Annotated in this window: 5 protein-coding genes; 2 read left to right on the top strand and 3 right to left on the bottom strand. The window is 59.7% G+C overall.

What is annotated here, in order from left to right:
- Window positions 1-3: 3 nt before the first annotated feature.
- The 3 genes from BLR44_RS01765 to BLR44_RS01755 all read right to left on the bottom strand — a co-directional run bounded on the left by BLR44_RS01765 (window position 4) and on the right by BLR44_RS01755 (window position 12,542).
- Entirely contained in the window at window positions 4-3,015 is a 3,012-nt protein-coding gene (locus BLR44_RS01765; RefSeq protein WP_089678309.1) for a cadherin domain-containing protein, read from the bottom strand.
- Between the two features lie 82 nt (window positions 3,016-3,097).
- Window positions 3,098-11,419 (bottom strand): LamG-like jellyroll fold domain-containing protein, encoded by an 8,322-nt coding sequence (locus BLR44_RS01760; RefSeq protein ID WP_176955863.1) that lies wholly within the window; start codon window positions 11,417-11,419, stop codon window positions 3,098-3,100.
- Window positions 11,420-11,558: 139 nt separating this feature from the next.
- Window positions 11,559-12,542, bottom strand: coding sequence for a tail fiber protein (locus tag BLR44_RS01755; protein WP_089678304.1), 984 nt, complete (start codon window positions 12,540-12,542; stop codon window positions 11,559-11,561).
- A gap of 940 nt (window positions 12,543-13,482) precedes the next feature.
- On the opposite strand from BLR44_RS01755, the gene BLR44_RS01750 reads away from it, so the two are divergent.
- Together BLR44_RS01750 and BLR44_RS01745 are read left to right on the top strand one after the other, a co-directional pair.
- A complete protein-coding gene (locus tag BLR44_RS01750; RefSeq protein ID WP_143017058.1) occupies window positions 13,483-13,884 on the top strand; it encodes a hypothetical protein in 402 nt (133 codons plus the stop codon).
- A gap of 234 nt (window positions 13,885-14,118) precedes the next feature.
- Window positions 14,119-15,654 (top strand): FAD-dependent oxidoreductase, encoded by a 1,536-nt coding sequence (locus BLR44_RS01745; protein ID WP_089678301.1) that lies wholly within the window; start codon window positions 14,119-14,121, stop codon window positions 15,652-15,654.
- The last annotated feature ends 3 nt before the right edge of the window (window positions 15,655-15,657 follow it).

Raw genomic sequence — 15,657 nt, 5'->3', positions numbered from 1 at the left:
GAATTAACGAACTAGATGAATGGTCCCCTGGTAAGAAATGCCCGTACCGGCAGGTGCCAGAAAGCGGTACAGGTACACGCCCGGCGCCAGGGCTTTGCCGTGTTGGTTCTGCCCGACCCACTGGTTCTGGTATTGACTGGTTTCGTAAACCAGGGTTCCGTATCGGTCGAAAATGCGCAGTGTGTATCCTTCGTAGAGGTCCAGATTCTGGATTTCCCACACGTCGTTGTAATGGTCTTGGTTGGGCGTCACGTAGTTGTTGACCGGCAAGTCGGCTTCCTGCTGGTCCTGCACGGTCACTTCGACCCAAGCGGTATCGGCCAGCGGCAGCGCCCCGTTGTCGCGCACTTCCACTTCGAACCGGTAGAAGGATTTTACCTCATAGTTGAGGGCATCCCCTTCGCCAACCTGCACTTGCCCCGACGCATCCACCACAAAGGGCATCTCCTCCGTCAGAATGCTGAAACTGAACTGCGTTCCGGCATCGGCATCGGTCGCGATCAGTTGTCCGACCACCACGCCTTGTGCCGCGTTCTCGTCGACCGTGAAGGCGGCTTCCTCCAACACAGGGGCCTCGTTCAGATCCTGAAGCTGCACGTCGACCCAAGCCGTATCGGCCAGCTGCGGAATGCGGTTGTCGCGCACTTCCACCTGCATCCGGTACGACGCCCGCGTCTCGAAATCCAGGGCGTACGACTGCGCCACGACCACAAGGCCCGACGTATCGACACGGAAGGGCAATTGTGAGGTCAGTAACGTAAACCGGAACACCGACCCACTGTCGGGGTCCGTCGCCACCAGTTGCCCGACACGGGTGCCCTGCAGCGCATTTTCGGCAACGACCAGCGTGGTATCGGCCAGGTGCGGGACGTCGTTCTGATCGACAACCTGCACGTCGACCCAGGCCGTATCGGCCAGCATCGGGGTGCCGTCGTCCTGCACTTCGACCAGGAAGCGGTACGACGACCGGGTTTCGTAATCAAGGCTCTCCGCAACCCGCAGTTGCCCGGTTTCTTCTACCAAAAAGGGCAGCGTTGGGTCCAGCAAGGCGAAGCGCAGTTGCGTAGGCCGGTCGGGGTCGGTGGCCAGCAGTTGGCCCACCAACGTACCCGGTGCGGTCGCTTCGTTCACCAACAGCAGCGTATCGGCCAAAAAGGGTGCCTCGTTCTGGTCCTGAAGCTGAATATCTACCCAGGCGGTGTCGGCGCGTTGCGGCGCTCCGTTGTCGCGTACTTCTACCTCAAAACGATACGACGACTGGGTTTCGTAGTCGAGCTTCGCCGCGACGACCAGACGTCCGGTGCTGTCGACCTGGAACGGCACCTCCTGGCGGATCAGGCGAAACCGCAGTACGGTGCCACTGTCCTGATCGGTGGCGATCAAGGTCGCGATTTCTGCCGCGGGGGCGAGGTTCTCGCTGATCACCAAAGTCGTATCGGCCATCACAGGCTTGTCGTTCAGGTTCTGTACGCGTACTTCGACCCAGGCCGTGTCGGACAACGGCGGGAGGTTGTCGTCTTTCACTTCGACCCGAAACCGGTACGTCGCCTGTTGTTCGAAATCCAGAGGTCCGGCGACCCAGAGTTGTCCCGTCGTATCGACCTGGAACGGCACAGCTTCGTCCAGCAACGCAAACCTGAACTGCGTTCCGGCATCAGGATCAGTGGCGATCAACTGTCCTACCAGGGTTCCGTCCGGGACATTTTCGTTGGTGACCAGCGTCGTGTCCGCCAGATGCGGCTTCTCGTTCAGCTCGTATACCTGCACGTTGACCCAGGCGGTGTCGGCCAGCGACGGCGTACCGTTGTCGCGCACCTCCAGCGCAAAGCGATACTGCGGCTGCGTCTCGAAATCGACGGGTTGTGCCACCCGCAAGTGCCCGGCCGTGTCCACGCTGAACGCGGTGTTCGCACCCAGAATTCGGAACGTGAAGGTGGTATTGGCATCGGGGTCGGTCGGTACCAGTTGTCCGACGATTGTGCCCGGAGCGGCGTTTTCGTATACGCCCAACGTCGTGTCGGCCAGGTACGGTGTTTCGTTACGATCCTGCACCTGAATCACAAACGCCTGCGTTACGGTATCGCCTTCCGGGTCCTGCGCCTGCAACCGGATGGCGTAAGCCGCCTGCTGCTCGAAATCAAACACGTCGGCGGTCAGCAACTGATTTTCGTGGATCGTGAAGGCGGCATTGTCCTGGTCGCCCAGCCCCGCGACGAGCGAAAACTGGTGCGTCGTGTGGTTCAGGTCGGCGGCCGTCAGGTCCGCGACCCACGTGCCGCCGGGTCGATTTTCCTCCACCGCCTGGTGGGAAAGCTGAATGGCCGTCGGGAACGCATTGCCCTGATTTATCACCACTTCGTACTCGGCAAAATGCTGTTCGTCTTCCGAGCGAATGGTGTAACGCACCGGCTGCGTGTAATCGTTTTGCGTAACGCCACTTACCTGCCGCACGCCCCCGACCCAGGCCGTGGCACCAGAGGCCAGCGTGAACTGCGGAGCGAGTTGGCTGCGGTCGGTACTGTAGTCTACTTTCAGCGTCACTGTCCCTTCATGGAATTGCGTGCTTCCCTGCTGGGTCGGAGCCGTCAACGATTCCAGGATTGCCTTGTCGTTCAAGGCGACGTTGGACCAAACGTACGGGCGCGTTGCATGGCCCACCAAGCCGTTCACTTCAAAGCGTTGCGTTTGCACGACCGAAAGCGTATCGCCGTTGCTGACGATCCGGTACGAAATTTCTCCGCCCGACTCGTTGCTGTACACAATCAGGTACGCCAGGTAGCGGTCCACTTTCTGTTGGTATTGCGGGGTCGCCACGCCGCGGCATTCGCCGTTCACGAAGGCATACACGGTATCCGTCGTGGCACGCGACTCCACGCGGTCCAGGTTGAGTACCCCTACCACGACCATCGAATGATTGTATCGGGCGGGATCGACCGACCACCCCTGGGCATGTGCTGCCGCTACCCGCAACAGCGCCGTCAACAGGGTCGCGAAAGTCAGGATCTTGTTTAACATAGATTCGTAAGCAAAGGGAAGAACAGGCCGCTTCCGGCGTTGGTCACGACCGAAACCTCGCCCGTTCTTCCCAAGAGTTTTATCATTGTTTTGTGACTTTGTACACCTGCTGCTGCCCCTCGTGCTCTACCACGATCAGGTACATCCCGGCGGGTTGAGGCTGGGCTTCCCAAACGGCTTCCCAACCGCTGGTGCCTTCCTGAACGTTCAGGGTGGTGAGCACCCGACCCAACAGGTCGGTGACGTGAATCTGCGGCGGATAAAGCCCAGTTTTGGGAACCTCGATCTGCACATTCTGCCGGAACGGATTCGGGTACAGACGAGCGTCCAGGCGCTGCTCGGGCAAGTGCGTAACGAGATCCTGCACGGTCAGAGCGAAGGGTTCTTCGAGCGTGCCGCGCAGTTCGTCCGAAGCAAACGGAAGGGTTTCCTGTACGGCAAATGCGAGGTCATCGGTCTCGTCGATCAGGCGGAAACGAATGGTTTCTCCGTTCTGTTCGCCGTGCACCGTCAGGAAGTAAAGCGGGCTTCCGGCTACCTGCTGGCGGGTGGTAACGCCGCGCAGCGTCGCTCCGGCCCAGGCCTCCAGGCGGTACGTGTGCCCTTCTACCGCTTCGGCCGTCCAGGCAATGACCGACTGGGTGTACGGATACTGCCAGAAGGTAGGCACGTCGGTCTGCTCCAGCGCGACCAACCGATCGCCCGTCTGCGTCAGGGCCGACTGGGCCGGGTAGACCAACGCACCCGGCTGGGCCGAGCGGAACATGTAGCCTAAGCCCGGTTTCAGGTAGCGCAGGCTGCCGGTCCAGCCCAGGTTGTCGTCATAAACCGCGAAGGCAAACTGGCTTTTCACCATGTCGCCCGACTGCGGGTTGAAATTCGCGAAGGCTTCGTTGACAGTCAGGTTGAACCGGGGGTTGACGCCGATCCAGTTCCAGCCCGTCCGAATCGGAATCGACAGGTCGGGATTGATGCCGCGCCCTACCAGTTGGATGTCGCCACCCTGCTGGAGCTTGACCATGTACATCTGTCCGTTGCGGAAACCGCCCTGTCCACTCAGCGTACCCGACCAGCCGATGCCCGGCGTAAAGATGTCGACCGTTGTCTGGCCTTTGGCCTGGTCGCCCACCTGCGCTGCAACTGTAGTCAAGGTCTGTTGAACGCTGCTCAGCAGCGGGGCGTCGAGGTTGAATGAAACCCAGTTCCAGCCCGGATTGAAGTGCATGCTCTGCACGTACGTAGCCCCGGCCCGGATTTTCTCCGGCTGGCGCGGCGTGCCCAGCACCTGATTGGAGGTAAACGTCAGGATTGGTTGTACGTCGCGATGCTCGGTGGCTTCGTCGGCGTTCCACACCCGGAACTCGACCGTCTCTCCGCTTTCCTGGTTGCTGTAGATGTCGAGGAACACTTCGTAGAGGTCGTAGGCCTCGATGTACTGCAGGTCCGCCACGCCACGGCATTCGTCCCCCACAAATACGCCGACCCGGTCGTACACATCCGACGAAAGGATGCCATCAATTTCCAGCTGCGCGACCATGTTCATCGAGTACTGGTAGTCGGCCGGATCGACCGCCCAGGCGGGTTCTTCCGCAAAGACGCGCAGGTCGATGTGCAATTTCTCGTCGGCCCCGAAATCGGACCGCAGGTAGATGTCTTCCCCGAAATAGCCCGTGTTGAGTCCTTCGTTGACCGTGAACCGAACCGCCTGCGAGGAGAGCGGCGCAATTTCTCCGGCAGACGGCTGGGCCGTTAGCCAGGGCGGCAGGTTTTCCAGGCTGAAGCGCTGCTGGGTGCCCCCATGGTTGGTGATTTCTACGGTGAACTGCATCGGTGCGTAAAGCGGCTTTTCGAACGTCAGTTGATCGTCGCTCCACTTCAACAGGTTGCGGTCCACGTAAGCCGTCCAGGCCACCGGCGAAGCCAGTCGGTTTTCGAATTTATCTTCGACCCCTTCGACAATGATTTCCAGAATGGTCTTGTCGATGGCTTTGGCCATGCGGGCCGCCGGGGTGATGATGATCTTGTCTTCGTTGACGGCCCAGTCGAAGTCCACGGCCTGCAGCGGACGCACGTCACGCAGGTTGGCCGCTTCGGTACCAACACTGGCCCCACCGCTGACCACGGCTTGGCCGCCGTTTGGCCCGTACGGGTTCTGCCACTGGTCTGCCAGCGTCCCCTCGAGGATGCGAATGCCCGCCTCGGTTTTGTAGTATTCGAACGGATAGTAGGCCACCAGCCCTTTCTCGGTACCGGACAGTTTCGACGTCCAGTCCAGCGCCACTTGTGCCTGCCGGCGGGCCAGTTTCCAGAGGCGTACTTCGTCGATCACGCCTTCGAAATACTGGTCTTGAACCTTGGTACCCTGATCGTTGCGGTACCCCCGGGCTCCGACCCACATGGTGGTGCCGGTCAGTCCACCGAAGTTGACGCTAGCGGTGGTGGCTACCTGTTGCGCGTCGACCAGCATGGTGGCGTTGGCACTGCGGCTGAGCGACAAGGTGAAATGGTGCCAGTTGTCGTCGCGGTAGTCGACGCCGTTTTGCTGCGCAAAGGCAAATCCGTTGTTGAGGACGCGGAGCTTTCCGGCCTCGTTAAAGCCCACGCTGACGCTGTAGGCCGGATCGTGCAGCTGGTCGGTGCCGTCGCCTTTTCCGCTGGAGAAGAGCGTTGTCGCGGTTTGTCCCGGACGCGCCTTGAACCAGAACTCCAGGCTGTAGTCCATCTCGTTCGAGAGGATGACCGTGCTGCCTGTGTTGATTTCCAGCGCACCGGTGCCATCCAGGGCCAGTGCACGGCCGCGCGGCAGCACTTCCCAACCCGCAAACAAATGCGCGTGGCGATAGCGGGCCTTGTCGTTGCCCAGCGTGCCGAAGGCTTCGTCGAGCGGCCAGTACCCAGCCAGCCCTACCTCCGAGCCGTTCAGCAGCGAGAACATGCGGGCGTAGACATCGCCCAGCGGCAGCGCTTTGGTCCAGATCCGCAGGTCGTGCACGTTGCCGCGGAGAGCGGTTGGCGCCTGCCAGACCGATTTTCCGACCGTGATGCCCCCGGCACCGCGGTAGTCGGCAGCTACCGGCACATTCTCCAGTACGGCCCTGTCGTCGCAATAAGCCTGCGTGGTTTTCTTCAGAACATCGTACGTTACGGCATAGTGGTGCCACTCCTGGTCGTTGAACAAGGCCGTCGTGCGTTTCTCTTCCCCGTTGAAGCGCATAAACAACCGGTTGTCGGCCGTAAACCCTACTTCGAAGGCATCGGACTCGGCACTGCCTTTCGAGAAGACCACGCTTTCGCGGTTCAGCTCGTCACGCTTCAGCCAGAATTCCACCGTGAACGAGCGGTTGTGCAGATCCACGCCGTTGGCAATGCGCACGTAGTCGTTGGCGCCATCCAGCTTCACACTCACCAGGTGGTCGAGCGGCGTGCCGTTCAGTACGCCCTTCAGCGAGAAGTTGAACGGCGTGAGCAGACCGGCTTCGATGGGCTCGTCAAACTGAATGGAAATTTCGTCGCCTACCAGCAGAATGCCGTCGGCAGGCTGCGGCGTACCGAACAGTTTCGGGCGCTTCACGTCTTTGATGCCGTGCAACACGTCGGTAGCGGTCTCGGCCGTGGCCCCCGATCCCAGATCGCAGACCGAAACGGCCCGGATGTCGTAGGCGCGGTCCGGCAGACTGCTCATGTCCCAGGCGTGGACGATCTTGACGTCGTTGATCCACTGCTTGGCGCTGGTGATGCCCGCGTACTCGGCCGGGGTTACCACGTTCGGGTTGTAGAAGGTCATCTGCGTGATCCACTGCGAGCTGGACGCCGGCTTGTACTGGAACAGCACGTGGTGGAACGCGGAATAATTGCGGTCGTAGTTGTCCAGCGTAACCGTGAGCGTCTGCGCGGGCAACGTGTTGGTGTTGACCACCCACTGGTCGCGCGGCTGGCTGATGGCGATGTCGGAACAGCCGGGCAGGAAGTAGGCCGATACGGTGATTTCGCTGCTGATGTCGTCGTCGCAACGGGAAGCAAACCGCAGTTTGATGTCCTCGTAGTCCATCACGTCGTCGCGTCCCTTCCACAGTTTCAGCGTTTTGACCAACGTTACTCCCGCGGGCACCAGAATGCCCCGCCCGGCCGCCAGGTTGGCCCCGTCTACTTCCAGAATCGCCCCGTAAGGATTCGATTCTTCGTCGACCGACAGGATGTAAATCACGTCGTCGCGGCTTTCCGAGTTGTTTTTCAACAGCAGGTTGAACACCGCCGGACGGTTTTCCGGCACATCGGCCACCAGCGCCTGTTCGACCTGCAGCTCCGGCATTTCGATCTGCAACGTAGCTTCGTCGAGGGCGAACTTGCCCGGACGGTAGTACTTGGTCAGGTAGTTGCCCTGGAAAGGACAGGAACTGGCACCGCCCCGTACTTTGAACACCGGCCCGAAGCCATCTTTCGGTTTCATCACATCCACTGAGTAATAGTCGGTAGCAACGCTTTCGCCGTCGGCCAGCGTGTAGTTGTATTCGGTCGTCTCGACTTCTGTTTCGGTTTCGCTGTCCGAACCGCCACGGCTGTAGGTGAGCGTGAGCGACTCGGCCATTCCGAATCCGTTGAAATCCTGCCCGAAGTTGACGCCCACCGAAGGGCTGACGAACCACTCGAACGTGCGGGACGAGGTCTCCGAGCGCTCGGTCGCCAGCGTTTTCGAGTAAGAAGCCCCCCCGTCGAACGACAGGTTCTCTTCCAGGGTCGCTTTCACTTTTTCCTCTTCGTTCTTCGCCAGCCAGTAGGTCCACTCGTCGAGGGCGCGGTTGTAGTAATGCACCGTGTCGTTCACGCTACGGCCTTCGCTTACCCAGGCCGCCGGCAGCTTGATCTGGTAGCTGGGCCCGTTGCCCCACTGTTTCTGGCTGCTGATGGCCTGTTCTTTCCACACGGATTCGTCGTGGTTGTCGCTGCCGAACCGGGGGTCGTCGAGCGGCACCTTCGAGATGTAGAGAGGCTTATCCTGCGCCTGGAGGGTATCGGGTTTTGACGAGTAGATCAGGAAGCTGTTCCGCACCTCTTTCAGGTTGGGCAGCAGCTGCTCCTCGATAAAGCCCTGGGTGTAGAGGAACGACGTTCCAAACTCCGGACTCACCCGCAGGGCATTTTTCAGGCCCAATTTGTAGTTGTTGTATTCCGGCCCGTCGCAGGTCTGGCATTGCGACGTCGGGATGGGTTGCAAGTTGCGCGACAGCCCGTAGATGATGTTGGTGGCATAGCCCACGAACACATCGCCCGCGTGGCCTACGTAGTCGGCGTCGTCGCTGGTGCTCCAGGTCTGTGTCGTGGTGATGGTCGTAACGCTTTCGCGATCGCTGGTCCAGGCTTCTTCCGCACTCAGCCCGATGGTGACGTCGTTGCTGTAGTCGAACTCCGTGATGACCCCGGCACCTATCCCGGCGAAGGTCTTTACCTCCTGCCCCAGGTTAAACGTCAGCGCACCGTCTTGGGCAAACGCGTTGTTCACGCTCCAACTCTTGGCCGTGCTGATCGACGTGCCTTTTGCCAGCGAGGCGTTGCTGCCCGAGCCGGGCGGGTCGCGCAGAATCGTGACGATTTCGGTCGGGCCGGTCGTGACGAAGTTGTTGCCGGTCGGCATCCCCCCGAAAACGTAGGCCCGGAACGGATCGCCTTCCCGCCAGATGGTTTTCAGAGCGCCGTTCTGTCCGGATACGGCCGTGATGTTCAGCGTCTTGGTGTAGTTCAGCGCCGGATTCAGGGCATTGGTGCTGATGTCGGGCAGCCCTCCTTTGAACGTATACTTCGCGCGGCCGCGGCCATCCAGCGTAACGACTTCTTTCTCGGTAGTGATCGCCAGGTTGTTGACGATTTCCAGTTTGCCGTCAGTAACCGGAACACGATCGACCGCACCGGTGCCGCTGTGCACGTACTCTTCGTACAGTTCGGCCAGCAGGGTGTACGGCGTTCGCTGGGTGAAGACCGGATAGCCAAACGTATACGCCCCGCCCTGAATGAGCGGAATGGTCGCCTCGCTGCCCAGGTTTACGTCTTTATAGGCGTATTCTTTATCGCCGAACAGCGACGTACCATCCTGGTTGGTCACAGTGATGGAAGGCCGCACGCGGTGAATAAAATCCTGTCGCTTGTCGAAGTAAAAACTATCGACGCCCACGGTCCAGGTGCTATCGCCCCGCACGTACTCGTACAGCGCCAGATAGTGGGTGGAATCGAACGGCGGATAGTCGGGTGAGACCACGCCTTTGACTTTCAGTTGCACGGTATCTTCCACCGTTTCGTCCTGCGGCAGGAAGGACGTAATGTCCAGACTGAGTGCATTGTCGTTGCCGATCAGGGTGTAGTTGCCGCCGGTAACGCTGGTCACGGTGTATTTTTCCGGAGGCAGGTACGCCACAAATTCGCCGGTAGCAGCATCGGGCATCACCTTCACGTAGCGGGTCTTGAACTCGGCCGTGTTGCTCAGGTGGCGATCGGTGTACGTGACGGCACTGTCGGCCAGGGTCAGGTCAAACCCTTTCTGCGACGTCAGGTGAATTTCCGTAGAGCCGAGGTTGTTGGTCGACTGCCCGAAACCCAGCGGCTTGGCCGCCTGTACCGGCCCGCCCGTAACCCGACCGGCCACTTTTACCAGCGTATGGTCGATAAACTCCAGCCCGGCCAGCGGCTCCTGGAAGTTGAACGTAGGCACGTCCTGCTGCGCAGTAGGATGCGGGAAACGCCCCGCGTGGGCAAATTCGTGCAGGTTTTTGTTGACCCGCAGGCTGTGCGGACCGATGGGCACGTCGACACTGAAGCGCCCCTGGTTATCCGACAAAATCAGTTGACCGTCCTGGTTAACCGCCGCCTTGCCGTCGATCAGGATCGAGACGCCTTCCACCGGAAACTTCGAATTGCGGTACCGGATGGTGCCACTGACGGTAAAGGAAGAGATGTCTTTGAAATCCAGCCCGTTGATGATGGCCGCGTCGTCGCTCACAAACCGCAATTGCTGATTGGGATCGAACTTGTGCTGGTCCAGCATCGGCGTGAATTTGTAGAGCGACCCGCCGGTTTCGTATGGAAAGCCGGCAATGGTGTAGTTCCCTTCGGCATCGGTCACGCCCCGGAAGGCCAGTTGGCCCGTCAGCGGCACGGTATCGCGCCAAAGCGCTTTGTGGATGAACCCGTGGTATTCGTGGTAGTTTACGCCTGTGCGGGCCAGGTCGTAGAATTCCACGCCGATGCCCTCGTTGAAACGCCAGTAAGCCAGCAGGTTTTTTTCCTTGCCGGTGATGTAGCGGCTGTAGTCGCGGGTGATTTCAGCGTCGGTCAGGGCCCGGTTCCACAGGCGCACTTCGTCCAGGTACCCTTCAAAATGGTTTTGTCCCTGCACGGCGCCACGGCCCATCAGGTAATCGTCTTCGGAAGCGGCGGGCTGTGTTCCGGCCGGTGTTGCCGTGCGCCAGACCACCTCGTCGCTTACGCGCACCGACAGGTACAGCGAGTCGACCGAGTAGCTGGCCGAAACGTGGAAAAAGGTGTCGGTCGGCGCAGTGATGGGCAGTTGCAGCGTTTTGTCCCCTACCCGAAACTTCACCAGATCGGGCGCATAGGTCAGCTCATAGCCGCTGCCCCGACTGAACAGCGTACCCAGGCCCGTGCCGGTGGGGCGCACCCACGCCTGCCAGGTAAATCCCTGGTTCAGTTCCTGTTTCGTGCTCTGGTACAGCGCGCGCAGGTACGCATCCTCCCCGTTCAGGTAAAGACTTTTCCCCGCCAGATCGCCTTCGGCTTCGGCCCGCACGGTGACGCCCTCTACGGCCGTGCCCCCCTCGAACGTGACGCGTCCCGAGGCGGTGGCGACCGGCATGGCCATACCGTTGCCTTCCAGTACGTTGATAAAGGGCACCCGCAGGTCGTCGGCGATGCCCTTGGCAAACACGGTGTATTTGTACAAAACACCTTTTTCGGCCAGTTTATCTTCCCATTCGGAAGCGTCGCCGGCCAGCGAGGCCACCAGCGTCGAGTCTTCGGTGCTGCCCAGGGCCTTGCGGTAAATCAGAATCTTTTTGATCCGATCTTCCATGCTTACGATGAACCACCGCAGCAGCACGTGTTCGGCATAATAGCCTTTGGAACTAAACAGGCTGCGGTCGAATACTTTCGGGAAGAAAGCGATGCTGTAGGGCATGCCGGCCATTACCCGATTGGTATCGCCGTCGCTCACCACCACGGGGTAGTGCTGCGGAGAACTGATCAGCGGGCTGCCGATGTAAATCCGGGCCGGTGGCTGGCCGTTGTCCAGTGACGCCTCCCGGTTGCTGGTCCCCACGGGGCCAATCTGGTAGGGTCCATCCTGGGCAAAAACCTGCCATCCCCCCAGCAGCGCCAGGATTAGATAGATGTATTTTTTCATGAAGAACATGCGTTGAAGGGAAGGCCTTTTTCCGTACATCCGCACTGCACGTGCCGGATGTTATCACCCCCACTGACCGGACGTTCCTACCCGTAGGGGCAGGCGACGCCGCGCGGCACTTCGGGCCTTTCCGGTGAGGTTAGTACTTGATGATGAACAAGACGTAGGCGTTCTTCGGACGCGTCTCGTTGCCGCCGGTCGCATTGGTCGTAAGGCTGAAGTTGTGAGCGTGTTCGCTACCGTTCGCCTTAATGTCGATGGTATTGTAGTAATAGTTCGCCCCATCGTACGTCAGGAAGTTGTGCGGCGTATCGTTATCGTCGTTATCGGCTCGTGCGGTTACGTGTCCCTTGTGTTGGTGCGAACCATCGGTGTTGGTCGTACCCGAAGCGGTATGCGTATGCGATTTGGTCTGTTCGTCCTGGTAGCTCCCTACGTTGTCTTTGTCGTTGCCGCCGGTATTTTTGGCGTACCGCGTGGCCCGGTCGGGGTCGGTGCCTTGTCCGTCGGACACGCCCCGCAAAAAGTAACCGCGCAGGTCGGGCACGTTAAAGTTGCTGCCGCTGCCTCCCCAGGCATTGCCCAGCACCTCGTAGAGGTAAGGGTATTGTGTTTGCGAAACCGCCGCACCATCGCACGCCAGGTAGCCCGCCGGGATGGCCGACTTAGGTCCGCCGAACGGCAGAATGGTACCCACCGGCACACCGTTGTCGGCCGATTTGGCGTAAGGCACCGAAAGCAACTCCATGTTGTTGATCGTTACCCAGTCGCTGGCGCCACTTTTCACTTCCACCTTCAGGTAGTAGTTCTTCCAGCCAAAGTTGAGCTTTCCGAACGCGGTGGGCGACTTGCTGCCGACTACGACCGAAAATACCCCGTAAGGATCGGTGGTGAGGGTGTGGGTTTCCTGGTAATCCTTCGAACTTTCGTCGCCGTCGGGATACACCGTAAACTGGACCTGCACGCTGCGGCTCCCCAGTGCGGCGCCGTCGGCATCGCGTGCGTATCCCTGGAAATTAAACCCTTTGCTGGCGTTCACCACGGGGGTATTGGTGTTTTGCGCAATGGCACTACTGGCGATCAACACGACTGTGAGCAGACAGAGGAGTAATCTATTCTTCATGGACGGTACTTTTTTTTCTGAAAAATAGAGCACTGTAGCAAGGAAAAGTACAACAACATAGACTCGACATGACAGGTTTATCAAACAGGCCGTCAGTTTTGATCGGATGCTTGCGCCACACGTGCCGCCCTTACGCGACAGATACGGCGACAGTACTTCCGAACTCGCAAGCGCCCGGGGAAACCTTACAACCCTTTAACATTTTGGACCCGAAACGAAGGCGTTATCCGCCCGCCAGCACCCGCTTCCCGATCAGCACCCCCTCAAAAAAGCACAACTCCTCTTCAGAAAGTACAGGGATCGTTCCTCACCAAACCTTACTTGGGCGGAAAGCACAGTACGTTTGTCAAAACAAAGGCGTCTGCCTACTCCTTCGCTTCGGATGCAGCCTGCCCTACACCTCGTACCCTGCGCTGTACAATATTCCCCCGACGGCGGCGCTTCCGGCGCTCGCGTGGCGTTTCAAAAGCGCCTGACCGGGTTCCGTATTTTTTCTTACAATGAGCCACACGTCCCGCCGCCTGCGGTCCTACTTCGCCCTACGCGAAACGGCATTTGCGTACGAAGTCCCTGGTTTCGTACAACTGTAGTCCCCGCCCCTCTTCTCCCGGGATTTGGGTGATACAACCAAGTTCCTAACATTATCGCCCCTATTCCGTACAGACCTGCACGCGGCTCCCTTCTCTGTGGGGAGGCGCCGCATTTTTATTAACCTGTATGTGTTACTTTTCAACCTCTGCGTTTGCATGAAGGCATGGGTAAGAACGGCGGGCGCTTTTCCACTGAACGACTCACAGCGCAGTTCTATCGATCATACTTAGCAAATCATCGGTTTGAATAGAAAAGCAGAGAGATATTTCGCGAGAAACGTGTTCTCTTTCAATAGGCTACGTAGCTGATTTCGCAACACCATCAACCTGTTACCCATTCGCAGTACTACATGAAACCAACCTTATCCATATCCTTATCCTCTGAACCCGGCATGCCGCACCAGGATGTCTCCTTTCAGGTCACGTTTCAACAGAAAATCCGGCACCTGAAAGAACAGATCCGAACCATCCGCCGTCGGGCTGTGCCGATCTTTGTGCACCGCCGTCGGGACGTGCTGTTGCAGGAACTTCACACGCTGCAGCGCTATCCGCTGCCCGCGTCGCATCCGGCCCTGCACCGTTTGTATTGGGATGTAGCGGGCACGCCGCAACCCACCGGCCGGGACTGGCAGCGCTGGCAGACCGAATTTGTTCCGTTGCTGGAACACCTGTTTGCCGTAACGTCCGAGCAACTTCAGGAGCTGGAGCGGGAAACGCCCCCTGCACCAACGCTCGAACCCGTTCTGGTCTAAACGCCCCCCTTTTTTCCCCCGAGGAGATTTTCGTTACGGAAGTCTCCTTTTTTGTTTGGGGCCGGGGCGCTCGCCCATTGCCCTCGCCCGGCACTTTTCGCATTCGCCGATCAGGAAGCGCTGTCGCCCGGCTGAGGGCCGCACTTGAGCCAAAACAGCAACGCCCGGGCAACCGCCCTCGTTATAGTCAGGGGAATTTGCATCCCCGAACAACCGCTAACTTTTTTATTACGTATGCCGCAACCCCCTTCTCCGTTGTCCGCGCTCTGGAGCGCTACGACTTCGCTTCAATCGTATCCGACGCTGACGCACGACCTGCACGTAGACGTGGCCATTGTCGGCGGAGGCATTACCGGACTCACAACCGCCTACCATCTGGTGCACGCCGGCCTGCGGGTCGCAGTGCTGGAAGCCTTCCGGATCGGCATGGGCACCACCGGCTCCTCGACCGGGAACCTGTATGTGCCCGTCGACGAGCACCTCTCTACCGTGGCGTCGAAGCACGACGAGGCTACCCTGCGTGCGGTGGCGACCTGCCGCAAGGCCGCCCTCGACTTTATCGCCCACCGGATGGAAGAGTTTCACATCGCTTGCGCCTTCGAGCGCGTGCCCTGGTTTTTATTTGCCGATCCGCACAGCCAGCAGACGTCTCAGGCCGTAGACGAGCGCCAGGCGGCAAACCGGGCCGGGCTGTCGGCCAGCGGGTCGGTTCCGGACCAGTTCCCATACGAAGTGGGTGCGATGGCGCAACTGGCCGATCAGGCGCAGTTCAACCCGCTTCAGTACGTACAAGGACTGGCCGCCGCCCTTGCCGACCACGAAAACTGCCTGATTTTCGAAAATACGCAGGTCACCCAGGTAGAAGACAAAGGGCCGTGCGTAGTACAAACGGCCGGAGGGCAGGTCAAGGCACAAAGTGTGGTGATGGCCACGCATACGCCCAAGGGCATTTACGGGGTGCACACCGCCATGGAATGCTACCGGGAGGCGGCGATGGCCGTGCGCCTGAAAGGAGACCTTCCGGCAGGCGGCATCTACTGGCACTTGCAGCAACAAAAGCACTATTCCGTGCGCCCGTACCGCGACGCTACCGGCGATTACCTGATTGCCATCGGCGAACCACACTTACCCGGCCACGACGATGACGAGAGCTTTCAAACGCTGGAAACGTATCTGCGCGCCCACTTTGCCGTCGATCAGGTGGCCTACCGCTGGGCGGCGCAGAAGTACCAACCGGCCGACACGCTGCCTTACATCGGCGTCAGTCCGCTGCAAAAGCACGTGTACATCGCCACTGGCTTCTCGGCCGACGGGCTGATCTGGGGTACTGCCGCCGGACACCTGCTCTGCGATGCCATTCTGCAACGGGAAAATCCCTACGCGCGCTACTTCGACCCAAAACGCTTTACGCCGGTGGCGTCGGCCCCCCGACTCCTGAAGGAAGGCATGGTTGTCGCCCAGCATCTGGTCAGCGACTACCTGTTTTACGGCGATGCCAAAGCGTTGGAAGAAGTCCGTCCGGGCGAAGGCAAAACGCTGAAGCTCGACGGCGAAAAAGTAGCCGCCTACCGGGACGAAGCCGGACGGCTCTACGTGGTTTCGTCGGTTTGCCCCCATATGGGCTGCATTGTTCACTGGAACGCCGTCGAAAAAAGCTGGGACTGTCCTTGCCACGGCAGCCGCTTTGCGGTAGACGGTCAGGTCCTGGAAGGTCCGGCCTACCACCCGCTCGCGCCGAAATCGCCCCACGTACCCTCTTCTCAGGCTTAATCC

Source organism: Catalinimonas alkaloidigena, from assembly GCF_900100765.1.
In the GTDB taxonomy this organism is placed as follows: domain Bacteria; phylum Bacteroidota; class Bacteroidia; order Cytophagales; family Flexibacteraceae; genus Mooreia; species Mooreia alkaloidigena.
This window is presented reverse-complemented; position numbering and strand designations above follow the sequence as displayed.